The organism is Bradyrhizobium sp. Ec3.3 (assembly GCF_000472925.1).
Taxonomy (GTDB): domain Bacteria; phylum Pseudomonadota; class Alphaproteobacteria; order Rhizobiales; family Xanthobacteraceae; genus Bradyrhizobium.
Genome location: NZ_AXAS01000015.1, coordinates 18,333 through 40,554, shown reverse-complemented (window position 1 = coordinate 40,554; position 22,222 = coordinate 18,333). Strand labels below are relative to the sequence as shown.

At 64.7% G+C, this 22,222-nt stretch carries 23 protein-coding genes and 1 tRNA gene; 7 read left to right on the top strand and 17 right to left on the bottom strand.

Annotation, left to right across the window (positions count from 1 at the left end):
- Nucleotides 1-50 precede the first annotated feature (50 nt).
- Nucleotides 51-1,298, top strand: a complete 1,248-nt coding sequence (locus YUU_RS0116960; RefSeq protein ID WP_027523460.1) for an NAD(P)/FAD-dependent oxidoreductase — start codon at nucleotides 51-53, stop codon at nucleotides 1,296-1,298.
- Nucleotides 1,299-1,399: 101 nt separating this feature from the next.
- On the opposite strand, the gene YUU_RS0116955 is transcribed toward YUU_RS0116960, so the two are convergent.
- The 4 genes from YUU_RS0116955 to YUU_RS0116940 are packed head-to-tail and all read right to left on the bottom strand — an operon-like array spanning nucleotide 1,400 to nucleotide 4,538.
- Nucleotides 1,400-1,807, bottom strand: coding sequence for a thiol-disulfide oxidoreductase DCC family protein (locus tag YUU_RS0116955; protein WP_027523459.1), 408 nt, complete (start codon nucleotides 1,805-1,807; stop codon nucleotides 1,400-1,402).
- A gap of 45 nt (nucleotides 1,808-1,852) precedes the next feature.
- The gene (locus YUU_RS0116950; RefSeq protein ID WP_084801473.1) at nucleotides 1,853-3,178 is read right to left on the bottom strand and encodes an SDR family oxidoreductase; all 1,326 of its coding nucleotides are present in this window, start codon (nucleotides 3,176-3,178) and stop codon (nucleotides 1,853-1,855) included.
- A gap of 8 nt (nucleotides 3,179-3,186) precedes the next feature.
- Nucleotides 3,187-3,654 carry a DUF2269 domain-containing protein gene (locus YUU_RS0116945; RefSeq protein ID WP_027523457.1) on the bottom strand — a complete coding sequence of 156 codons (468 nt, stop codon included), beginning with the start codon at nucleotides 3,652-3,654 and terminating at the stop codon, nucleotides 3,187-3,189.
- Nucleotides 3,651-4,538 carry a S9 family peptidase gene (locus YUU_RS0116940; protein WP_027523456.1) on the bottom strand — a complete coding sequence of 296 codons (888 nt, stop codon included), beginning with the start codon at nucleotides 4,536-4,538 and terminating at the stop codon, nucleotides 3,651-3,653. Before YUU_RS0116940 ends, YUU_RS0116945 begins: the two co-directional genes overlap by 4 nt.
- A gap of 267 nt (nucleotides 4,539-4,805) precedes the next feature.
- Between YUU_RS0116940 and YUU_RS0116935 the strand changes: the two genes are divergently transcribed.
- The 3 genes from YUU_RS0116935 (at nucleotide 4,806) to YUU_RS0116925 (ending at nucleotide 7,649) form a co-directional block, all read left to right on the top strand.
- A complete protein-coding gene (locus YUU_RS0116935) occupies nucleotides 4,806-5,315 on the top strand; it encodes a GNAT family N-acetyltransferase (RefSeq protein ID WP_027523455.1) in 510 nt (169 codons plus the stop codon).
- Between the two features lie 178 nt (nucleotides 5,316-5,493).
- A complete protein-coding gene (gene ppa, locus YUU_RS0116930) occupies nucleotides 5,494-6,027 on the top strand; it encodes an inorganic diphosphatase (protein WP_027523454.1) in 534 nt (177 codons plus the stop codon).
- A 140-nt stretch (nucleotides 6,028-6,167) separates the two neighbouring features.
- Nucleotides 6,168-7,649, top strand: a complete 1,482-nt coding sequence (locus tag YUU_RS0116925) for a M20 family peptidase (protein WP_027523453.1) — start codon at nucleotides 6,168-6,170, stop codon at nucleotides 7,647-7,649.
- A 108-nt stretch (nucleotides 7,650-7,757) separates the two neighbouring features.
- On the opposite strand, the gene YUU_RS0116920 is transcribed toward YUU_RS0116925, so the two are convergent.
- From YUU_RS0116920 to YUU_RS0116910, 3 genes are read right to left on the bottom strand one after another with little or no spacing between them, the layout of a single operon-like run.
- Entirely contained in the window at nucleotides 7,758-8,642 is an 885-nt protein-coding gene (locus YUU_RS0116920) for a bifunctional methylenetetrahydrofolate dehydrogenase/methenyltetrahydrofolate cyclohydrolase (RefSeq protein WP_027523452.1), read from the bottom strand.
- 3 nt (nucleotides 8,643-8,645) lie between these two features.
- A complete protein-coding gene (locus tag YUU_RS0116915; protein ID WP_027523451.1) occupies nucleotides 8,646-8,996 on the bottom strand; it encodes a DUF167 domain-containing protein in 351 nt (116 codons plus the stop codon).
- 16 nt (nucleotides 8,997-9,012) lie between these two features.
- Nucleotides 9,013-9,303: a YggT family protein gene (locus YUU_RS0116910; protein WP_027523450.1), complete on the bottom strand. Its 291-nt coding sequence runs from the start codon at nucleotides 9,301-9,303 to the stop codon at nucleotides 9,013-9,015.
- Nucleotides 9,304-9,491: 188 nt separating this feature from the next.
- On the opposite strand from YUU_RS0116910, the gene YUU_RS0116905 reads away from it, so the two are divergent.
- Nucleotides 9,492-9,567, top strand: a tRNA-Ala gene (locus YUU_RS0116905).
- 106 nt (nucleotides 9,568-9,673) lie between these two features.
- Here the strand turns inward: YUU_RS0116905 and YUU_RS0116900 are convergent.
- The 7 genes from YUU_RS0116900 to YUU_RS0116870 form a co-directional block, all read right to left on the bottom strand.
- Nucleotides 9,674-10,486 (bottom strand): enoyl-CoA hydratase, encoded by an 813-nt coding sequence (locus YUU_RS0116900; RefSeq protein ID WP_027523449.1) that lies wholly within the window; start codon nucleotides 10,484-10,486, stop codon nucleotides 9,674-9,676.
- 110 nt (nucleotides 10,487-10,596) lie between these two features.
- Nucleotides 10,597-11,391, bottom strand: coding sequence for a glutamine amidotransferase (locus tag YUU_RS0116895; protein ID WP_027523448.1), 795 nt, complete (start codon nucleotides 11,389-11,391; stop codon nucleotides 10,597-10,599).
- Between the two features lie 250 nt (nucleotides 11,392-11,641).
- A complete protein-coding gene (locus YUU_RS0116890) occupies nucleotides 11,642-12,421 on the bottom strand; it encodes an SDR family oxidoreductase (protein ID WP_027523447.1) in 780 nt (259 codons plus the stop codon).
- A 233-nt stretch (nucleotides 12,422-12,654) separates the two neighbouring features.
- Nucleotides 12,655-13,143, bottom strand: a complete 489-nt coding sequence (locus YUU_RS0116885) for a TerB family tellurite resistance protein (RefSeq protein WP_027523446.1) — start codon at nucleotides 13,141-13,143, stop codon at nucleotides 12,655-12,657.
- A 318-nt stretch (nucleotides 13,144-13,461) separates the two neighbouring features.
- Complete coding sequence (locus tag YUU_RS0116880) at nucleotides 13,462-14,871, bottom strand: adenylate/guanylate cyclase domain-containing protein (RefSeq protein ID WP_027523445.1); 1,410 nt, start codon at nucleotides 14,869-14,871, stop codon at nucleotides 13,462-13,464.
- 47 nt (nucleotides 14,872-14,918) lie between these two features.
- On the bottom strand, nucleotides 14,919-16,286 hold the full coding sequence (locus tag YUU_RS0116875; RefSeq protein ID WP_027523444.1) for a cytochrome P450: 1,368 nt from the start codon (nucleotides 16,284-16,286) through the stop codon (nucleotides 14,919-14,921).
- Between the two features lie 36 nt (nucleotides 16,287-16,322).
- The gene (locus tag YUU_RS0116870; protein WP_027523443.1) at nucleotides 16,323-17,696 is read right to left on the bottom strand and encodes a hydrolase; all 1,374 of its coding nucleotides are present in this window, start codon (nucleotides 17,694-17,696) and stop codon (nucleotides 16,323-16,325) included.
- A 137-nt stretch (nucleotides 17,697-17,833) separates the two neighbouring features.
- Here YUU_RS0116870 and YUU_RS0116865 point away from each other — a divergent pair, with 137 nt between their 5' ends.
- Nucleotides 17,834-19,522, top strand: a complete 1,689-nt coding sequence (locus tag YUU_RS0116865; RefSeq protein WP_027523442.1) for an MFS transporter — start codon at nucleotides 17,834-17,836, stop codon at nucleotides 19,520-19,522.
- Between the two features lie 140 nt (nucleotides 19,523-19,662).
- Here the strand turns inward: YUU_RS0116865 and YUU_RS0116860 are convergent, their stop codons facing one another.
- Both YUU_RS0116860 and YUU_RS0116855 read right to left on the bottom strand, forming a co-directional pair.
- Complete coding sequence (locus YUU_RS0116860; protein WP_027523441.1) at nucleotides 19,663-19,878, bottom strand: hypothetical protein; 216 nt, start codon at nucleotides 19,876-19,878, stop codon at nucleotides 19,663-19,665.
- Between the two features lie 185 nt (nucleotides 19,879-20,063).
- Nucleotides 20,064-20,360: a hypothetical protein gene (locus YUU_RS0116855; RefSeq protein ID WP_027523440.1), complete on the bottom strand. Its 297-nt coding sequence runs from the start codon at nucleotides 20,358-20,360 to the stop codon at nucleotides 20,064-20,066.
- A gap of 251 nt (nucleotides 20,361-20,611) precedes the next feature.
- On the opposite strand from YUU_RS0116855, the gene YUU_RS0116850 reads away from it, so the two are divergent.
- Nucleotides 20,612-21,661: a polysaccharide deacetylase family protein gene (locus tag YUU_RS0116850; RefSeq protein ID WP_027523439.1), complete on the top strand. Its 1,050-nt coding sequence runs from the start codon at nucleotides 20,612-20,614 to the stop codon at nucleotides 21,659-21,661.
- A 177-nt stretch (nucleotides 21,662-21,838) separates the two neighbouring features.
- Here YUU_RS0116850 and YUU_RS0116845 read toward each other — a convergent pair whose 3' ends face one another.
- Nucleotides 21,839-22,183 carry a hypothetical protein gene (locus YUU_RS0116845; RefSeq protein ID WP_027523438.1) on the bottom strand — a complete coding sequence of 115 codons (345 nt, stop codon included), beginning with the start codon at nucleotides 22,181-22,183 and terminating at the stop codon, nucleotides 21,839-21,841.
- Nucleotides 22,184-22,222: the final 39 nt, after the last annotated feature.

The window sequence follows — 22,222 nt, the reverse complement described above, 5'->3', positions numbered from 1 at the left end:
TCACGTGGTGGTGGCTTTGGCGCACACAACAGACGTGCTAGAGCCCAGCCATGATCTCCCTCCCCTCCTCCGTCGACGTCGCAATCATCGGCGCGGGCGCCGCTGGTCTCGGCGCAGCCCACGCGCTGAAGGATTCCGGCCTCTCCATCATCGTACTGGAAGCGCGCGACCGGCTCGGCGGCCGCGCCTGGACCGTGCAGGCCTCGCCTGAAGTGATCTTCGATGTCGGCTGCGGCTGGCTACATTCGGCAGACAAGAACTCCTTCGTAGGAATCGCCGAACGCCTGAATTTCGAGGTCAACAGGGATCTTCCACCCTGGCGCGATCGCGCCTTTGGCGAGGTGTTTCCGGACAGCGAGCGCGAGGACTTCGGGCGCGCGATCGACGAATTCTACGAGCGTGTGTCCGAAGCTGCGCAAGACCGCGAGGATACGCCAGCCGAACGCTATCTCGAACCCGGCAATCGCTGGAACCCGATGATCAATGCAGTCTCGACCTATGTGAACGGCTGCGAGCTCGACCGCGTCTCGATTCTGGACATGGACGCCTACGAGGACACCTACTTCAATTGGCGCGTACGGGCCGGATTTGGCGCGCTGGTCGCGGCCTACGGTGCGTCATGTCCAGTGGCACTGAACTGCAAGGTCACGCTGATCGATCACTCCGGCAAACGCATCCGGCTCGAAACGTCGCTTGGCACGCTCGATGCTGCAAAGGTGATCGTCACGGTACCGACCAGCCTGATTGCAGATGAAGCGATCCGCTTCTCGCCGCAGCTCCCGGCCAAGGTCGACGCCGCGCGCGGCCTGCCGCTCGGCGTCGATGACAAGGTGACGCTGGCGCTGGAGAACGCGGAAGCCTTTCCAAGCGAAGGCAATTTGCGCGGCGCCACCATGCGCACCGCCATGGGCACCTATCACATCCGCCCGTTTGGTCAGCCCTGCATCGACGGTTTTTTCGGCGGCCGCTTTGCACGCGAATTGGAGGATGCCGGCGACGGCGCCTTCGCAGCCCAAAGCATCGACGAGATCGCGGGTTACCTCGGCAACGACATCAGGCGCATGCTGAAGCCGCTGCGTGAGTCCCGATGGGCCCACGATCCCTTCGCCCGCGGCGCCTATTCCCACGCGCTCCCGGGTCATGCCGGCGACCGCGCCGTGCTGGCGGCTCCCGTCGATGGGCGGCTGTTCTTTGCGGGCGAGGCGACGTCGCCGAACTTTTTCTCGACGGCGCATGGAGCGCGGGACAGCGGAGAGCGGGCGGCGAATGAAGTGCTGGCAACGATGGCAAAGGCGTAGCAACAAACTCCGTCATTGCGAGCGGAGCGAAGCAATCCAGAATCCCCCGCGGAAAGATTCTGGATTGCTTCGTCGCTTCGCTCCTCGCAATGACGGGGCTACTACTCGATCACCCTCGCCCGCAAGTCCGCGTCCGGCACGAAGCACGCATCATACTTGCCGAAAATGCGATAGCGGTTGCGTGCGACGAGATTGTAGACCGCGTTCCGCAGCGGTTTTGGCACGGCGAACAGCGCGCGCACCCAGCTCCAGCCGGGGAGTTGCGACAGCACGGTCAGCGCGGCGTCCGATTTCATGAATACTTCGCCGCCGTGAACGACGGCGTTGGTGTCGGGATCATCGGGATCGATGCCGAAGGTCTGTGCGAGCTTCGTTCCGTACTCCGACTGGATCGGCGTGAAACGGAATCGGCGCGCCGTGTCGCGCGTCGCGACGAAGCGAATCCAGCGTGAGCAGAAGATGCAGACGCCGTCGAACAGGATCACGTCGTCGTCAGGCCATTTACTCATCAGAGTCTCTTTATTGACGCGTCTTCTTCACGCGAACCGAAAACGCTATCGGCTATCCAGCATCAGCAGAGCGACCAGCATCAGCACAATCGCCGGGCCCGTCTTCACCAGCGCGCCAAGCGGCTCGATCCAGAGGTCGGGCGTCAGGATCGCGGCGCCGACCATATAGCCGAGCGAGGCAACGATGCCCGCGACGAGCCCGACGCCCGCGGTGCGGCGGAAGGCGATGAGCACGCCGATCGACATGTCCATGAGGCTGGTGCCGATGGTGATGGGATCGACCAGCGCGGATGGGAAGCCGTGCGCGCTCAGGATGCCGGCGGCGGCGCGGTAGGAGACGATCAGGGCGATGAAACCGGAGACGACCCAGAACGCCACCAGGCTCGCGAACACAAACGCCTTGACCAGGTATAGCCGCGCAAACCATTTGTCCTGGATGGTGGCGGGATGACGCCCGATCGCCTCGGCCAGTGTCGTCGGCACAATGCCTGTGGCTGCGATCCAGTGCTGCGGGTCGCCCGTCACGCCGCGGCGCAGTTCGGCGATCGCGGTCGAGCGCATCGGCGGCATCCAGCCGAGCCGGCTGGCGAGATCGCCTGCCCACGCGCCGCAATCGAACAGGAATGCCGGCATCGCGAGATGCGGCCAGCCGGCCGTGCCGAACGCAAGACGAAACTGCTTGATGACGCCGGCCATCGTGGCTGGTTCGGCCTGCATCAGGTCCCAGCTCACGGCTTTCACGGCAGGATCGTCGATCTCGCGCGCCGCGAGCCAGGCGATCGTGGCGGCAATGTCGCTGATAGCGACGGGCTGGAACGGCGTCGCCATCTCCTTGGCCGGCAGGTCGAGCGGAGAGGCCGCGAGCGCGCGCAGCATGGCGCTGCCGCCATAGGCGGACGGCGCGACCACGAAGCCCGGGCGCAGGATCGCGTGGGGAATGCCGGAAGAGGCGACCAGGCGCTCGGCCTCGCGCTTGGTCGTGGCAAAGGAGGTACGATCCTCGTTGGCCGCGCCGGGGATCGAGATGTGCACCAGCCGGATCGCGCGGCCGCTCGCGCCAATTGCCTGCAATAGGCGCACGACGAAGTCGCGATGAACAGCGTTGGTGTCGCTGCCGGGAGCGTCCTGGAGGACGCCCACGCAATTCACGACCACATCGACCGCATGCTCGTTCAGAAGGCGCGTCAGCGCCGCCGCGTCGAGCGCCATGATCGGCAGCTCGATATCGAGCGCGCTCATCTTCTGCGCCGGCGACAGCTGTCGCGCCACGCCGATGACGCGAAAGCCGCGGGCGCGGAGATCGTCGGTGACGAAGCGGCCGATCAGGCCGGAGGCTCCCAACAGGAGGATGTTGCGCACCACTTCACTCATCATATTACTCAGAACGGCTTTGCGATCATCAGCCAGAGGATCAGCATCGTTGCGCCAAAACCCGGGAAGCCGAAGGCGAACCAGCGGCGGAACAGCACGAAATAGCGCGGCGGCAGGGCCGCGCGCTGCTCGGCCGCCTTGCGCGCGAGACCGCGCATCTCGATCTGCATGAACACCACAGGCACCCAGAACAGCCCGGCGACCGCGTAGAGCGCGAGTGACGCCAAGAGCCAGCGCTCCGCGATCGACGTCGCCGAGAGCATCATCAATAGTCCGCCCGTAACCGGCTGGAGGATGACCGCCGAGAGCGTGAACAGGGCGTCCGCGATCACCACGACCGCGGCCGTGCGCGCGATGAACTCGGCGTCCCGGCTGCGATGCGCCATCAGCATGAAGAAGGCGATGCCGCTGCCGGTGCCGAGAATGACGATGGCACCGAGCACATGCAGATATTTGACCAGGAAATACAGCGTCATGGCTTCTTGGCCACCAGCGGCTTTGGTGATTTCAGCGCGCGCTCGAGTTCAGCGCTGGTGGCTTTGACGCCGGCTTCGGTCTCGATCATCCAGTGGCCCTCGCTGCCCACGGCTGGCAGCGCGCGAAAATCGATCTTCCCACCACTGCTGCGAAACGCATCGGCCAATTGCCGCGAAAATGCCGGCGCGAAATAGCTGTCGTTGGCCGCCACCACCCAGGTGATCGGCACGCGCGCCGCCTTGCCGAACTCGCCTGCCGCCGAGGTGAGCGTATGCGGCGCGCAGACCTGGTTGGGGAAGTCGTTGGCATGGCCGCCGCGCCCGGGTGCAAAGGCGATGATGGCGCCAACCGTCTTGGGGTCGGCATTGGCAAGCGCGAGCGTGCCCCAGCCGCCCGCGGAATGACCGAGCACGACGGCGCCGTCCTTGCGGACGAAATCCTGCTCTCGCAAGAATTCCAGCGCGCGTGCGATTTCCTCGGCGGTGGCGCGGCCCGAGCGCGCGTAGTTCGCCTCGTCGCAGCCGCCCTGGTCCTCGACATAACGGCCGCCGGTTGCGCCATGGCCAAGCCTTTCCGGCACCAGCACGGCAAAGCCGCGCGCAACCAGAAACGCGGCGAGCGCGCGGTACTCCGGTTGCGGCATTTGCGCACGACGCAGCACGTTTTGCGTGGAGGCATGTGCGATCAACGCGAGGCGGAACGGGCCGTCGCCCGGGGGACGGAAGAGCAGGGCATGTGCCGGCGTTGCAGCATCCGACGAGGGCACGCGCCACTCTTGCCGGCGAAACGGCTCGCCTTCGGCACCCGATGCCCCCAACGCGCTCTGCGCACGCGCGGGCGTGGCGAGAATGAGCATGGCAACGATGAGCGCAGAGAACCGCATGACTGCCGGCAGCAGAATTCGAACGACAAAGGCCAGACTAGCTGGAACGAATCATCATGGGCGGACTTTTCTCGCGTTGCCGCCATGCAGTCCTTCGCGAAACGGCTGGTTTTGCACCGGCGCAGGGCATCTCGCTGCCGTCCAAAGCGGCGCCCTGTCCTCTTTCGGAACAACACGGCTCGGAAACTGATGCAGAAAGTCCACAGGTTAACCGATAATTAACGATGGCTCTTGCCGCCGGCCCGGCGACTTGGTTTGATCGCGCCCATGAGCACAACCCTGATCGAGGTCCGGCCGGCCAAAGCTGCTGACGCAGCCGCGGTGGCGTCTACCCATGACGAAGCTTGGCGCTCGGCCTATCAGGGCATCATTCCCGGCGCCGAACTGGAAAAGCTGATCAATCGCCGCGGCCCGCAATGGTGGGACAGCGCGATCCGCAAGGGCAGCCGCGTCAGCGTGCTGGTGTTCGGCGACAAGATCGCCGGCTACGCGAATTACGGCCGCAACCGCGCCCGCAGCCTGCATTTCGACGGCGAAATCTACGAGCTTTACCTGCGTCCGGAATTCCAGGGGCTGGGCTTCGGCCGGCGCCTGTTTACCGCCGCCCGCCGCGACCTGATGCAGAGCAATTTGAAGAGCATGGTGGTCTGGGCGCTGTCCGACAACGATCCGGCTACGGAATTTTACCGGGCGCTGGGCGGCCGCATGGTGGCGCGCTCCTCGGAGCGGTTCGGGCCCAAATCGCTCGACAAGGTCGCTTTCGCCTGGACCAATTGATCCGCTGTCATTTGGCTGGCAGTACTTCCTTCCGCCGATACCGTTTGCCCATTTGAGCCGGTAAGAACCGGTGTTCATTATTTCGCGAAAAGTCGATGGATCGGCGGGCCAAGCCCGCGTATGACAGCGCGAAATCGCTGCCGGGCGAGATCCCCTTTCGGCAAACACGGAGCTTTTTATGCGTATCGATGCGGTCTCGATCGGGACCAAAGCGCCAAACGAAGTCAACGTCATCATCGAAGTGCCGGTTGGCGGCGAGCCGATCAAGTACGAGATGGACAAGGAAGCCGGCACGCTGGTGGTCGACCGCTTCCTCTATACGCCGATGCGCTACCCCGGCAATTACGGTTTCATCCCCCACACGCTCTCTGACGATGGCGACCCCTGCGACGTCTTGATCGTCAACACCCGCGCCATCATCCCCGGCGCCGTCATGAGCGTGCGCCCGGTCGGCGTGCTGTTCATGGAGGACGAGGCCGGCGGCGACGAGAAGATTTTGGCGGTGCCGTCTTCGAAGCTCACGCAGCGCTACGACAAGATCAAAGCCTATAGCGACCTGCCCGACATCACGCTGCAGCAGATCCAGCACTTCTTCGAGCATTACAAGGATCTCGAGAAGGGCAAATGGGTGAAGATTCTGCGCTGGGGCGGCCCCGAGGAAGCGCACAAGCTGATCCTCGAAGGCATCGAGCGCGCGAAGAAGAACAAGTAAGCTTCCGTCTCCCGGACGCGGCGCGGCATGAAATGACGCGCCGCTGAGCCGGGACCCATGGCGCCGCTGGGCCCCGGCTCGGCAGCGCATCACTGGCGTGCTGCGCTGCGTCAGGGGCATGAGCTTCGTTCGGAATGGCTATGCGCCGTCTTCTCAGGATCATCCGCAACGTCGTTCTGCTGATCGTCGCCGGCGTGCTCGTGCTCGCCGGCGTCTTGCTGTTCAACGTCCTCACGCGGGCATCGCGGCAAGTGCAGGTCGCAGCGATCCCGCGCGCGACGGTCGACACCGAAGGCGCGGCAAAACGGCTGTCGGAAGCGATCCGCTTTCAGACCATCTCGAACTTCCTCAATCCCGAGCAGGACGCCGACGCTCTACACGGGCTCGAGACGCATATCTCGCAAAGCTTTCCGGCGTTCGATGCCGCAGCCACGCGCGAGGTGATCGGCGGCCACAGCCTGCTCTACACCTGGGAAGGTTCTGATCCCAAGGCCCAGCCGATCGCGCTGCTCGCGCATCAGGACGTGGTGCCGATCGCGCCGGGCACCGAGAAGGACTGGCAGCAAAAGCCGTTCGACGGTGTCGTCGCCGACGGCTTCATCTGGGGCCGCGGCTCCTGGGACGACAAGGGCAACCTCTATTCCATGCTGGAGGCGGCCGAGCAGATGGCGAAGGACGGCTTCCGACCAAAGCGGACGATCTACTTCGCCTTCGGCCATGACGAGGAGGTCGCTGGCACCCGCGGCGCCAAGGTGATCGCGGCCACGCTCAAAGCGCGCGGCGTACATCTCGACTTCGTGCTCGACGAGGGCCTCTTGATCGCCGAGGGCATGATGAAGGGACTACACAAGCCGGCCGCGCTGATCGGGCTCGCAGAAAAGGGCTACGCGACGCTGGTGCTGACCGCGCATGCGACGCCCGGCCATTCCTCGATGCCGCCGCGCGAGACCGCGATCGGCATGATGAGCGCGGCGCTGGCGCGGCTGGAGGATCACCGGCTGCCGATGCATATCCGCGGCGCGGTCGCCGAGATGTTCGACACGCTGGCGCCGGAGATGAGCGGCTTCAGCCGCGTCGCGCTGTCGAACCTCTGGCTGTTCCGGCCGCTGCTGCTGCGCGAGTTCGAGAAGAACGGCCCGAGCGAGGCGATGGTCCGCACCACCACTGCGCTCACCATCTTCAATGCCGGCGACAAGGACAATGTGCTGCCCGGGAATGCGGAAGCCACCGTCAATTTCCGCCTGCTGCCCGGCGACACGCAAGCCAGCGTCACCGATCACGTCCGCACCACGATCGATAATGACAAGATTTCGATCGCGCCGTTTCCCGGCAACACCGACCCGCCGCCGGTGACGGGGACTGCGAGCAAATCCTATGCGGCGCTGAACCGCACGATCCGCGAGGTCTTCCCCGACGTCGTCGTCGCGCCCGGCCTGATGGTCGCGGCGACTGATTCACGCCACTACGCAGGCATCGCCGACAACATCTTCCGCTTCTCGCCGGTGCGCGCCAACGGCGAGGACTTGAAACGGTTTCACGGCACCAATGAGCGCCTCAGCATCGAGGGCTATGCCGACATGATCCGTTTCTATCGGCGGCTGATCGAGAATACGGCGGGGTAAGTCACTTTCTGTCATTCCGGGGCGATGCGCAGCATCGAACCCGGAATCCAGAAGTTGTGGCGCGAGATTCCGGGTTCGCGCTACACGCGCCCCGGAATGACGAGCTACTCACACCGCCGGCTTCGGCAGGCCGGCGATTGCGCAAGCCGCACGCAGCGTATTCACCAGCAGGCACGCCACCGTCATCTGGCCGACGCCGCCCGGCACCGGCGTGATTGCACCGGCGACGCCAAGCGCCTCCTGATAGGCGACGTCTCCGACGAGACGCGTCTTGCCGTCTTCTTTCGGGATGCGAGTGATGCCGACATCGATCACGGTCGCGCCCGGCTTCAGCCAGTCGCCGCGCACCATTTCCGCCTTGCCGACCGCGGCATAGACGAGGTCGGCACGCTTGACGAGACCAGGCAGATCGCGCGATCGCGAATGCGCGACGGTCACCGTGGCGTTCTCGTTCAGCAGCAACTGCACCAGGGGACGGCCGACGAGATTGGAGCGGCCGAGGACGATGGCGTTCATACCCTCGAGCGAGGCGTGCACGCTCTTGGTCAGGATGATGCAGCCGAGCGGCGTGCAGGGTGACAGCGCCTCCAAACCGCCGGCGAGCCGGCCGGCATTGTTCGGATGCAGGCCATCGACGTCCTTGGCGGGATCAATGGCGTTGATCACGGCTTCGGTGTTGAAGCCCTTCGGCAGCGGAAGCTGCACCAGGATGCCATGCACGGCGGGATCGCGATTGAGTTTTGCGACCACCGCAAGCAAATCTCCTTGCGAGACGTCGGCCGGCAGCTTGTGCTCGAACGAGGCCATGCCGGCCGCTTGCGTCTGGGTGCGCTTGGAGCGGACATAGACTTCGCTGGCGGGATTGTTGCCGACCAGCACGACGGCTAAGCCCGGCACCAGATTGTGCTCGCGCTTGACGCGGGCAACCTCGTCCGCGACGCGGGCGCGGAGCTCCGCGGCGATGACTTTTCCATCGATGATCTGGGCCGTCATGTCCTAGTCCTTGTCCGTCGATTTGGCCGCGGCGAGCCGGCGCAGCGCCTCACCAAGGCGCACCGGATCGCCATCAACCGCAATCTGCTTCAACCGCGAGGCGGCGCCCGAGAGCAGCCGCACGCTCGCCTTCGGCACGCCGAGCGATTTCGCAATCAGTTGCAACACCGCACGATTGGCTTCGCCACCATCGGCAATCGCGCGCACCCGCACCTTGAGCACGCTGCGGCCGTCGGCGAGCGCCTCGACGCCGTCGATGTCGTCGCGGCCGCCGCGCGGCGTCACTCGCAGCGCGATACTGATACCCGAGGTGGAATAGCGCCAAGGTTCTGTAGAGGGCTTTGTCGAGGCCAAGGCCCGCCTGCTTCGCCTAAATCACGTTCGGGTAGACGTAGTACATGATCACCCGCTCGATGAACATGATGATCAGGATCAGGATGATCGGCGAGATGTCGATGCCGCCGAGATTGGGCAGGAAGTTGCGAATCGGCGCCAGCACAGGTTCGGTGATGCGGAACAGGAACTCCGCTACCGCCGAGACGAACTGGTTTCGGGTGTTCACCACGTTGAAGGCGATCAGCCAGGACAGGATCGCTGAGGCGATCAGCAGCCAGACGTAGAGGTCGAGCACGATGATGACGATGTCGAGAACGGCACGCATGGCTGGGAAAACTCTGGTTCCGGTGGGGATTGACGCCTTTTGCTAGATATCGGTTCCCCCCGGTCCAAACAAGGGAAGTCCCGGCACCCACAGGGCTAAAACCGGGTTACGCCCGTCCTTGACTTGACCTTGGCGGGGACTTAAATGGCGCCCGGTTGTCGGCCGCGTTTACCAGAGCGGCCCGCGACGGGGCCATAGCTCAGCTGGGAGAGCGCGTCGTTCGCAATGACGAGGTCGGCGGTTCGATCCCGCCTGGCTCCACCACGCTTCGCCCTTCGGGCTACGCGTGGCGCAGCCACGCAGGCAGCCCGAAGGGTGAAGCGTGGTGTCCGGCGAAGCCCAAAGGGCGAAGACGGACTGTTTTTCGTACCTACCTCCCCGTAAACCGCGGCGGGCGTTTCTCCACAAAACTCGCCACGCCTTCCCTGAAATCGCTGCCGTTGAGCGCCACCAGCATTTCCCGGTTGGCCTCGATCGTGGCCTCGGCCAGGGTCTGGAACGGCACCTCGTAGAGCTGCCGCTTGATCACGGCCATGGCGCTCGGGGAGACGAAATCGGCGAGATCGCGCGCATAGGCGTAGGTCTCCTCGCGCAGCTTCTCCGGCGGGCAGAGCCGGTTCACCAGCCCGATGCGCAGCGCCTCCTCGCTTCCCACCCGTCGCGCCGAGAGCAAAAGATCCAGCGCGTTGGCGTGGCCGACGATGCGCGGCAGCATCCACGAGATCCCATGTTCGGCAATCAGTCCGCGCCGCGCGAAGGCCGTGGTGAACACCGTGTTGTCCGCCGCAAAGCGCAGGTCGCAATAGAGCGCATGCACGAGGCCGATGCCGGCGGTCGCGCCGTTGAGCATCGCGATGACCGGTTTCCCGATCGACGGATAGAAGCCGTAGCGCGTCTGCCAATCGGGCCGGCGGTTCATGTCGAAGGGCGGCAGGTTCGAGGCACGCCTGATATCGTTGGGATCGAGCCCTTTCAGGGCATCCATGTCCGCGCCGGCGCAGAACGCGCGCCCTGCCCCCGTCAGCACGATGACGCGGACATCGTCGTCGGCTGAGGCAGCTTCCATGGCATGGCGGACGTCGCGCTCCATGATCGGCGTCCACGCATTCATGCGATCGGGACGGTTGAGCGTGACGGTCGCGATCCTGTCGCTGACCTCATAAAGAATATGCTCGTAGCTCACGGCGCGCTCTCCCTTGTTCTTGCTTGGTCGCACGCCTTCAAGCGCGCGTTGAGCGCGAGCCTAGCACATCCGGGGAAGAGGCAAGAGGAAGACGGAATGCGCCGCCGCGATCACTCGGCGGCTTGCGCCATGACCGGCCTCCGCGCGAGCCAGCCGTCGACGAATTTCTTGAGCCAGGTGCGCTCGGCAACGTCGTAGACCGCGCGGTCCGCGAAATGATGGTGGCGGGCGCATGCGCCGGGCGCACTCAGGCCGTCATAGCCGCGCGTGGTCCAGCGATGCATCATCGCGTAGGTCACGTCGGGATGAAACTGGAAGCCGAAGGCATTGCCGGCACAGAACGCCTGCACCGGGAAATCGTCGCCCTCGGCGAGCAGCTCCGCGCCTGCAGGCAGCTCAAAGCCTTCGCGGTGCCAGTGATAGACCTTTCCCGGCCAGTCCGGACACAGCGCCTGACCCGCCGCTGTCGGACGGATCGGATAGTAGCCGATCTGGGTGAGCGCGTCGGGGTGCGGCGCGACGCGGGCGCCGAGCTGCATGGCCAGCATCTGCGCGCCAAGGCAGATGCCGAGAAACGGGCGCTGCTCGCGGAGCGGAATTTCGATCCAATCGATCTCGCGGCGGATGTAGTCGTCGCAATCATTGGCGCTCATCGGGCCGCCGAAAAACACGGCACCGGCGTGATGCTCGAGCGTCCCCGGCAAGGGATCGCCGAAGCGCGGCCGGCGGATGTCGAGGCGATGGCCGAGCGCGCGCAAGGCGTTGCCGACCCGCCCCGGTGTCGAGGATTCCTGATGCAGGACGATCAGAACGGGCAGCGACGGCTTGCGGTCGGCGGCGTCTGGCTCCCTTCTCCTGAAGGGGACCACCTCCGCGCCACCAAGCCTGTCCGTCCGGAACGACATTGCCCTCTTCGAAAGCTATTGGTTCAGACCGCCAGCATAACTAAGCGATCCTTAATTTCGTGTGAGTTTGCGCACACACTCGACTGAAGGAGACAAAGCAAGCGCCGGGCCAAAATCGGTTCTCGCCGCGACTAAAGTGCAATGAGATCAGGATGAATCGTCATCGCGCTTTAGGTAGTTGTTTGCGCATGACCTTTTCGGAAAACCGCTTCGCACTTTGCGCTAACGCGGCCCTTGGGGTCATCATGCTTTAGCGCCGGCGCCTCTGGAACCGGCCGACGGCGGCCAAAATGAAGCCGCGCGGAAAGAAGCGCAGCAGGAACGGCACGATCTTGATGCCGAGACCAGGCAACACCGCCCGTTTATTGGCCATCAGCCCGCGATAGGCGGCGCGCGCAACATCAGCGGCAGAGACGTCGAGCACGGCGGAATCGATACCCGGGGCGAAGCCGGCGCGGGCCTGAAATTCGGTCGCCACAGGACCCGGACAAAGTACGGTGACGCGGACGCCGCGCGGTCCGAGTTCGCCGCGCAGCGCCTCGGTGAAGGAGATGACGTAGGCCTTGGAGGCATAATAGACGGCCATGCCCGGGCCGGGCAGGAAGCCCGCGACCGAGCCGACGTTGAGAATGCCGCCCTTGTTCTTGACGAGTTGATCCGCGAAACGCAGCGACAGATCGGTCAGCGCGCGGATGTTGACGTCGATGATGCCGAGCTGCGCGGCACGATCGCACTCGATCGCGTCACCGAACACCCCGAAGCCGGCATTGTTGACGAGATGGTCGAGCTCGACGTCGGCAGCGGCCAGTGCCGCCGCGATCTTCTCGCCCGCGCCAGGCTCTTCCAGATCGCAGGCGATCACGATCGGCGTCTTGCCGCCCTTGGCTGCGATCTCGCTGGCCAATGCATCGAGCCGGTCGGCGCGACGTGCCGTCAATGCCAGGCGGTGACCGTTCGCGGCAAACACGCGCGCCAGCTCTGTGCCTATGCCCGCCGAGGCACCGGTAATCAGCGTCACACGCTCAGTCACGATCGACGTCTCTTCAATGCAAAGCGAAATTAGGGCGACAACCTCAGGACGAGAGCCTAAGACGAGAGCATAGGCCGCGTGCGCGATGCAAGCCGCCCGTCAGCCTCGCAACCAGCGTCGAGGATGGAGGATGCAGAAAAAACCGCAGATTTGCGGGGATATTCGGCTAAGCCGTGATCAGCCGATACATTAAAGTTTCGTCATGTGATCGCGACTTCGTCCCGCCGATGCGATCAGGCGCCGGCGACGCCGTCCTTGACCTGACCGGTGCCGCGGCTCGCGATGAGATGCTTGAGGTCGATCCTGTCGCGCTGTGACACGCCGAGCAGATCGGATGCACGCCAGACGACGTTGTCCTCGAACTCGGTCACCTGGCCATCGGCATAGACGACCTCCCACATCATCTCGACGATGCGCTTGCGGCCCTCTTCGTCGAGCGAGCGCATGATGACGCTGGTAAAGTGATAGAGATCGACTGCCTCGCCCTCGACCTGCGTTGCGGAGGCAATCAGGCGCTCCGCGGTGCCGCGATCCAGCGAGAAACGGCTCTCGATCAGGCTGTGCAGCTTGCGCCGTTCGGCTTCCGTCGGCTCACCGTCGAGCGAAATCACATGGATCAGCAGCGCGGTCGCCGCCAGGCGATAATCGTTGTCACCAAAGGCGCGGTCCTGCGCCTCGGGGGCGACGATGTCGGCAATGAATTGGCGCAATCCGTCGAGCATGAAATCCTGCCGCAAATGGGTGGCGCCGCAACTGCGGCCTCTCCCCTTTATATGAGCGGGAAATTCGCACCGCGCAATGCGCGCTTATGCCCCGCACTGCATTACGTTTCGGCAATCTGGTAGCGCAACTTTTCCGAGTCGTCCTGGCGAAAGCCAGGACCCATTACCCCAGGGAGACCTTTTGTACGAAACCGCCAACCACTAGTCTTCGCGCGAACCAAGACTGGTGGGTATGGGTCCTGGCTTTCGCCAGGACGACGTTGGGGGCACAGTACAGCGCTCGCAATGACGGAGATTGTGGCGGCCATACTCCACCGCTCACGGCAGCTCGTACACCACCATCTTGTCGGCGATGCCGCGCAGCGCGGCCTGTTTCTGGATCGGCTTGATCGACCATTGCTCCAGGATCCTGGCGACCGCCGGCGCGTCCAGCACGGGACCGGTGATGTGGATTTCCTGGGCCATCGACACGCTCTGCACGCGGGCGGCAATGTTGACGGTGCGGCCGAAATAGTCCTGCCGCTCATTGAGCATGACCGCAAGACAAGGCCCCTCATGAATGCCGATCTTGAGAACGAGATCTGCGGAGCCGCGCTTCTTGTTCAATTCCTCCATTGCGGAGCGCATGCGCAAGCCGGCGACAAGCGCGTCCTCCGGCTTGACGAACGTCGCCATCACGGCATCGCCGATCGTCTTCACCACGGCGCCCTTTTCGGACGCGATGATCTCGAGCAGCGCATGGAAATGCGCCCGCACGAGGTCGAAGGCGGCGAGATCCCCGACCCGCTCATAAAGCGCGGTCGAGCCCTTCAGGTCGGTGAACAGGAAGGTCAGCGAGGTGATCTGCAGGCGCTGGTCGATATTGAGATTATCCGCCTTGAAGACATCGCGAAAAGTCTGGTTGGACAGCATCCGCTTGGCGGTCAGGAACGGCTTGCGCTTGCCGATCAGGTGATGCAGCGCCTCGGCCGCGATGAACACGGTCGGCAGCACACGCACGCCCGCCTGGTTGTCCAGGGACAGCCGCAGGGGTCCGGGCCGCAAGGTCGTTGTCCCCGTCGGGGCCTGGACCTTGTTGTACATGATCGCGAGCTGCTGACGCTCCTTGGTCGGCTCGCCCTGGACATCGACGAAATGCGCGGCATGCGTCACCGGCTCGAACACGATGATGAAATCGTTCGGAAGCTGCAGCGACATCGTCGCCTTTTCACCGGCTGGAAGTTCGAGCGTGTCGAGCGTGACCTCATTGGCGAGGGTCGCGAACGATTCCTTGTTGAAGTCGACGCCCGAGCTCCAGAACATCTGCTTGAAATAATCCCACACTGAAAGCGAGTCGGGATCGTGCGCCGCGATGCGCCGCACGCGCGGGCTGACCGTGAACGAGACCTCGACCGCTTCGTCGACAGACGCCTTGTAGCCGCAGGCGCAGAGCGCGCAGTGATAGTCGTCGGGTCGCAGCGCCTTCAGCGTCGTGTGTGCGCCGAGCACGCCGCCGCACCCCGGACACAGGACGTTCCAGCTCAGGTCAAACAGTCCGAGCCGCGCCGAATGCAGGAAGGCGGAGATGACCCGCTCCTCGTCGAAGCCATGCTGCCTGGAGAAATCGATGGCGTTGATGCGGTTGAGCTCGTGATCCTCGCCGCGATCGATCAGCCGCTCAATCTGGTCGACCACCTTGGGCTCGGCGGTCTGCTTGAGAACTGAAAACTGCGCCTGAATGTCGCTCATGTCGCCTCATCTAGTGTGTCGGCGCAGCGATCCCAAGGACCGGCTCGTCACCGTGGCGTGATACGGAACATGGGAGGATGGTCCGGCTGCGTCGTGACGACGCCGACGGGAATGACGGGACCGGTGTCGACCAGCTCAACACGGAATTCTCCGATCAGCCGCGCCAGGGCCAGCACCGACTCGGCTTGCGCAAAAGGCGCGCCGATGCAGACGCGCGGACCGGCGCCGAACGGCAGGTAGGCGAAGCGGTCGGGCGGGGTCGCCGACATGAAGCGCTTGGGAATGAAGGCGTTGGGCTGGTCCCAGAGCTTTTCGTGCCGGTGCAGAAGCCACGGCGCGATCATGATGATATCGCCCTTCTCGATCTCGACGCCCGCCGCGTTGTCCTTGTCGAGTGCCGCACGCGCGATCAGGAAGGCCGGCGGATAGAGCCGCATGGTCTCCTCGATCACGGCGCGGGTGAATTTCTGCCGGTCGATATCGGTTATGCTGTCAAGGTGCTCGCCGCGTGTCTCGGAGGCGACTTCCTCCTGGGTTTCGGGATCGAGCGCCAGAAGATAGAGCGCCCAGGACAGTGCCGTCGCGGTCGTCTCGTGACCCGCCAGGATCATGGTCGCGACCTCGTCGACGAGTTGCGCATCCGAAAAGCCCTTGCCGGTTTCGGGATCGCGCGCTTCGTCCATGAGGTCGAAGAGATCGCGCGGCGGCGCGCCCTCCTTCTTGCCCGCGGCGCGCCGCTCGGCGATCAGCGTCGCGACGAACGCGGTCCAGCGCTTGCGGAAACGGGCGCGCGCAAAATCCATCGGGCTCGGCCAGGACACCGGCAGCAGCATGTCGAGGAAGTACGGCCGGCCCAGGCGCTGGCCGTACTCCATGACGAAGTTGCGCAAGGCCGCGCCGTGCTTGTCCATGCCGAACGAGAACATCGTCCGCCCGGCGATCTCGAGCGTCATCCGCTGCATGATTTCGCGGAGGTTGAGGACCTCACTGGTCTTCGTCTTGAGCTCTGCGATGGTCTCGTCGAGCACCGCCGTCATGTGCGGAACGAGGTTTGCGGTGGCGTGCGGCGTGAACGCAGGCGCCAGCGTTCGACGCTGATGCCGCCACGGCTGTCCTTCCGCGATCAGCAGACCCTCGCCGAGCACCGGACGCAGCATCCGGATGCCGGCCGGCGTGCGCGTATAGTTCTCGTAATTGGTGAGCAGGATATGCCGGATCGAGTCCGGCCGGTTGAGGATGAAGCTGTTGTGGAGAAAGAAGCGGCCCTGGATGACGTCTTCCTCGTAGGCGCGCTGTGCCCACGTCGCGATCATGTTCTTGCGGATCACCGCAACGCGACGGAGGAACGGCATGCCCTCCGGCGCACGCGGCGGGGTCGGCGGAATGATGGGCCGGCGCACCTTGGCGACATTCATGGGCTCTCTCCCCGCATATCCACCGCACTCACAGAGCTAGTAAGTCAGCTCGGCAATCGCAATCCTGTTCTCGGCGGCCGGCCAGGCCCGGGCCACGATCCGTTCTTCGTTGAACTCAGCCACGAAGTTACGCCCGACCTCTGTGGCCGGAAGCCGCAGGGTTGCTGCCGTATCCGTTGGCACGCCCGGCTTGACGTCCGCCGGCTCCTTGCCGTCGAACAGCACGATGTCGCGCGGCAGGCCGAAATAACCGCGCGGCCGTGACAGAATCAGGACTGCAGCGGCCCCGGCATCGGGCGGACCGAGCGGGCGGGCGGCGCGCAGGTGCACCACGTCCGAAGAGCGCGGAAAGGGCGAGCGGTAGATATGCGTCGTGGGCGCGGCCGGCGAGGTCAGGACGAATTCGAGCGACCAGGTCGGGTCAACCTGCGCCGGCCCCCAGCGGCCATCGGCGGCGGTCTTTGAGCTATGCACCGCACCGCCCTGGCGCTCGCCGCTGGCGGGATCGACACGAAACACCTCGACGGCGGCGCCCTCCACGGGACGATTGGTCGGCACGCCACCGGGCGTTCCCATCACCAGCCCGCTCAACTTGACGCTGCTCTCGGGCGTGATCGCGATGCGGTCCGGCTCGCGCCCCGCGATGAACTTGTAGATCTCGCGGAATGCGCGTGGATGAAATGCCACTTCGCGATGATCGAGCGTGCCGAGCACGAGATTGGTGGCGCCTTTCAGTTCCGGGCCCTCGGCAGTGACATTGGTGGGCACACCGGGCTTGCCGATGAAGCGGCCGTCGGCCTGCGCATATTTGTCCATGCCGTCGCTGCGCAGGGTGAGGAAGGCCGGCCCCGGCGTCACCTCGCTCTCGCCCTCGTTCAGGCCGCGCAGGAAGGCGCCACGGCCGTTGAACTCGCTGCCGAGCACATCATCGCTAGCCCAGACGCCGTGATTGGGCGTGCCGCACAATACGGCGTGGCTGACATCGCCGGCGCCGCCGTTCTTGATCACGTTGCGGATGGCATAGCCGCCGCGTGAGCTGCCGACCAGCGCGACGCGCGCAGCGCCGGTGCGGCGCTTCAATTCAGCAATCGCAGCGGCGAGCTCCCGGCGCTGGTCTTCGGTCGAGGAGCGGTTGGGCTGTTCGACGCTGTCGACGTCCCGCGCATTGGGATCGGTGAAATTGATCGCCAGCATGCGCTCGCGCGCAACGCCATTGGACTCCATCCGCCATAATGTCGTCATCCAGAGCGCGCCGTAGTCGCCGTTGCCGTGCACGAACAGGATCGGCGGCACCTCGGCAGCGGCTGGCACTGCGGGCGTGGTCTGCGCCCATGCCGACGTCCGCATGCTCGCAACCGCGAAAGGCAGCGCGCTGGCGCCCTGCAAGATTGTCCGTCGCGATAGTTTCATGTCGTTCCTCCCCGGCAAACCACTTGGTTGCACCGCTTATAGCCGTCTAACCACTGGACAGCGAAGGACTTTCGCAGGCATCACTTGGCCCAGCAGGAATCGCCGAACCATTTCTCGCAAGCCATTTGGAAGGGGATATGACCGAGCAGCCGAAACGCCAGAAATTTGCCAATGACGGCATCACCGCGCCCCTGCGGTATACCGTATTCCGGCGCATCTGGCTCGCCAGCCTGCTCTCCAATCTCGGGCTCCTGATCCAGGGCGTGGGCGCGGCCTGGGCGATGACGCAGATGGCGGCATCGGCCGACAAGGTCGCGCTGGTGCAGACCGCGCTGATGCTGCCGATCATGTTGATCTCGATGCCGGCAGGCGCCATCGCCGACATGTATGACCGCCGCATAGTCACCCTGATCTCGCTCTCGATCGCGCTGGTCGGCGCATCCGCGCTCACGATCCTGGCCGGGCTCAAGCTCATCACGCCGGAAACGCTGCTCGCGTTCTGCTTCATCGTCGGCAGCGGTAACGCGCTGTTCGGCCCGGCCTGGCAGTCCTCGGTCAGCGAGCAGGTGCCGCCGGACTCGCTGCCATCGGCGGTGGCATTGAACGGCATCAGCTACAACATCGCGCGCAGCTTTGGCCCCGCGATCGGCGGCGTCATCGTCGCTGCGGCCGGCGCGGTGGCGGCCTTTGCCTGCAACGCGATCCTCTATCTGCCGCTGCTGGTCGTGCTGCTGCTCTGGCGGCGCTCCAACGAACCGTCGCGCCTGCCGCGGGAAAAGCTCAACCGGGCCATGGTCTCAGGTGTGCGCTACATCACCAATTCGCCGCCGATCAAGATCGTGCTGACGCGGACGCTGGTGATGGGCCTGATCGGCGGCGCCATCATGGCGTTGATGCCGCTGGTCGCGCGCGACCTCCTGCATGGCGGCGCGCAGACCTACGGCATCATGCTCGGGGCCTTCGGCATGGGCGCGGTGGTCGGCGCGCTCAATATCCACGAACTGCGCAAGCGCATGAGCGGTGAATCGGCGATCCGCGCCTGCACGATCTCGATGGCATTTGCGATGGCCGCGATCGCGCTCAGCAGCGAGCCGGTGCTGACCGCGGCGGCTCTCGTGCTGGCTGGAGCGGTGTGGATGGCGTCGGTGGCGCTGTTCAATATCGGCGTGCAGCTCTCAGCGCCGCGCTGGGTCGCGGGCCGCTCGCTGGCCGCATTCCAGGCCTCGATCTCCGGCGGCATCGCGATCGGCGCCTGGGGCTGGGGCCATCTCACCGACTATGCCGGCGTCGAGACGGCGCTGCTGGTTGCCGCCGGCCTGATGCTGATCTCGCCGCTGCTCGGACTGTGGCTGGCAATGCCGCGCGTCGGCGCGCGCAACGAGGACGCCGAGGTGCTCGCCGATCCCGAGGTGAGGCTGTCGCTGACCGGGCGCAGCGGGCCGCTGGTGGTCGAGATCGAATATCGCGTGGCGCAGGAGAACGCGCGCGCCTTCCACAATGTGATGCAGGACGTGCAGCTCAGTCGCCAGCGCAACGGCGCCTATGGCTGGTCGATCGCGCGCGACATCGCCGATCCGGAGTTGTGGACCGAGCGCTATCACTGCCCGACCTGGCTCGATTATCTGCGCCAGCGCAACCGCTCGACGCAGTCCGAGCGCGCGCTGCATCAGCAGGCGATCGATTTCCACATCGGCCCCGAGCCGGTGCGGATTCGCCGCATGCTCGAGCGCCCATTCGGCTCGGTGCGCTGGAAGGAAGAGACACCGGACCGCAGCAGCGGCGAGGTGCTGCCGGTGGTCGCGACCGCGGCGGGGAGCAGTACGTAATCCTTGCTGCTCGTCATTCCACATTGCGCAATTGCGCAATGCGGCGCGCCAACGGGTCCGCGCGAAGCCGGAATCTCGCGCCACAACTTCAGGATTCCGGGCTCATCGCTGCGCGATGCCCCGGAATGACCGAGGAGAGACTACTGCCCGTGCTCGGTCAGCACCTTGTCGCAGGCCTTGCTGAGGCGGGTGCGATTCTGCTTCAGGCAGGCGAGCACGGCCGAATCACCATTGTTCATCACCGAACGGCAGAAGCGGGAGACGTCGCGAGCGCAGGCATCGTGGCCCGGCTGCTGCTGCGCCGACGCACTCGATGCGATCAGGACCAATGGAAGAATCAAAAGAAATCTGCTCATCGCGCAATGCCTCATACCCGAAACGATAGGCGGGCGAAGCTAGAGCGATGGTTCCCGCGCTGCAACGGCTTTGTTAATGATCCGTGCCAGCGAGAGGCGCGTGGCCCCGGTCCGGCACCGGGGCACTTCGCGAGGGAGCTCAAGGGCGCGATGATGGCATCATCGCCACGCAAGCGGCACTTGTCTTAGTGCGCACTTTCCTGGACGTCGGCGACCTTGCGCGACGGCGCCTTGGCGAGGTCCTTGTCCATCACGGCGCGGCAGCCGGGGCTGAGATCGGCGCGGTGCTTGATCATGCAGGCGGTGATCGCGGGGATGTTGGGGATTTCCGACGAGCACAGCCGGAAGGCGTCACCGGTGCACATCTGCTGCGCCTCGGCAGTGTAGGCAAAGCTTGTCGTCGTGGACAGGATGGAAACGAAAGCGGCAAAACCCAGCGCCAGGCTGGCGTCGCGGATTTTGGACGAGAACGAGATGGTCATTTGAGGCTCCCATTGGTGCCGCCGTTGGGCGGGATGCGTTAACGGGAGCTACGATGATCCGGCAAAACCGTTTCCACTGTGATGACGGTCACGACCGGCCCGTTGACTGTGACATCGGTCACTTTGGCGCACCCCGCTGAAATTCCTCCGCAACCGCCGTCGTGTTGGTGTCACGTTAACTGTTCCTTCGCATTAATGGCTCGGCGCGGGGAAAAACCGCTGGTTTGGTTGCGTATTTGGAAAGAATAGCGATGCGTAATGCGTTGGGCCTGATAGCGGCCAGTGTGATTGCGGCGGTCGTGATCGCCGGAGGTTGGTTCTTCTATTCCTCGCGCGCCGAACAGGCCGCTCCCCAGACGATGGCCGCCCGCGCGCCGGAGCCCCTCCCGGCCTCGGCGAAGCTTGCGGCCAGGGACGATGTCGAGACCACGGCGGCACTGTCGGGCAGGCAGGTCGCGGCTGCGGCCGCGACGCCCACGCCGGCACCAGCGATGCCGGTTCAGCAGAAGTCCACCTGCACCAATCCGAACGCGCTTGGGGTTGCCCGCGTGGTCGAGATCGATACCACCGGCGGGCCGGGCTTCGGCTTTGAGCACTTCAAGCAGTTCGACTTCCTCACCGACAAGGAGGTCGTGCTGACCTTCGACGACGGTCCGTGGCCGAACAACACGCCGGCCGTGCTGAAGGCGCTCGCCGACGAATGCACCAAGGGCCTGTTCTTCGCGGTCGGCAAGCATGCGACCTATCACCCCGAGATCCTGCGCCAGGTGCTGGCCCAGGGCCACACGGTGGGCACGCACACCTGGTCGCACGTCAACCTGAACAGCAAGAAGATGACGGAGCAACAGGCCAAGGACGAAGTCGAGAAGGGCTTTAGCGCGGTGAAGTTCGCGCTCGGCACCAACCCCGCGCCGTTCTTCCGCTTTCCCCAGCTTCAGCACAATCCGGCGATCGTGAGCTATTTCGGCACCCGCAACGTGGCGATGTTCTCGACCGACCTCGACTCCTTCGACTTCCGGAAAGAGAGCACGCCGGACAAGATCGTCAGCAACGTGATGACCAAGCTCGACAAGCTCGGCAAGGGCATCATCCTGATGCACGACTTCCAGAAGCACACCGCCGAAGCGCTGCCGACGCTGCTCGCGCGCCTCAAGGCCGGCGGCTACAAGGTCGTGCAGATGAAGGCGAAGACGACGTTCCAGACGCTGCCGGAATATGACGAGGCGCTGCTCAAGGATTTGAAGGTGCCGACGTCGAGCGCGCGTCCGATCTCGAGCGTGGTGCAGACGGTTTCGCAGTAGTTCTCGCCACCAATTGAGCGCTACGATTTACGTCATGGCCGGGCCTGTCCCGGCCATCTACGTTTTTCTTGGTCCGTCATTCCGGGGCACGCGCAGCGTGAACCCGGAATCTCGAGATTCTCAGGTGCGCCATTGCGGGCGCCCCGGAATGACTGTGCGAGCGGAAAGACTGCCGCTTCACCAATAAATGCCGTGGCGATGCAACTCGCTGATGATGCGGCCTTCGGTCCAGTAAGGCTTGCGCTTCGGCTTATCGGCCTTCGCGATGGTCTTGGCCGTGCTTGCTGGCGTCTGCGTCGTTGCGGGCGTTGAGCCTGTGGTCGTCGGTGTCGTGGACACGGCCGCGGGCCGGTCGACATATTTCGGAGCTTGTGTGGGCTTTGCGGCCTGCGGCGCGGTGGTGGTCGTGGTCTGCTGCGCGGCCGGGTCATCGGCGGAAGCGAGCGCGAGCCCGCGCGAACCGGCGGCCTGAGCGGACGCGGAGGCCAGAACCATGGCCGCAACCAGAATGATCTTGTGCATGTGTGTCTCCCGTTCTGAGCGTCACGGGACGCTAGGACA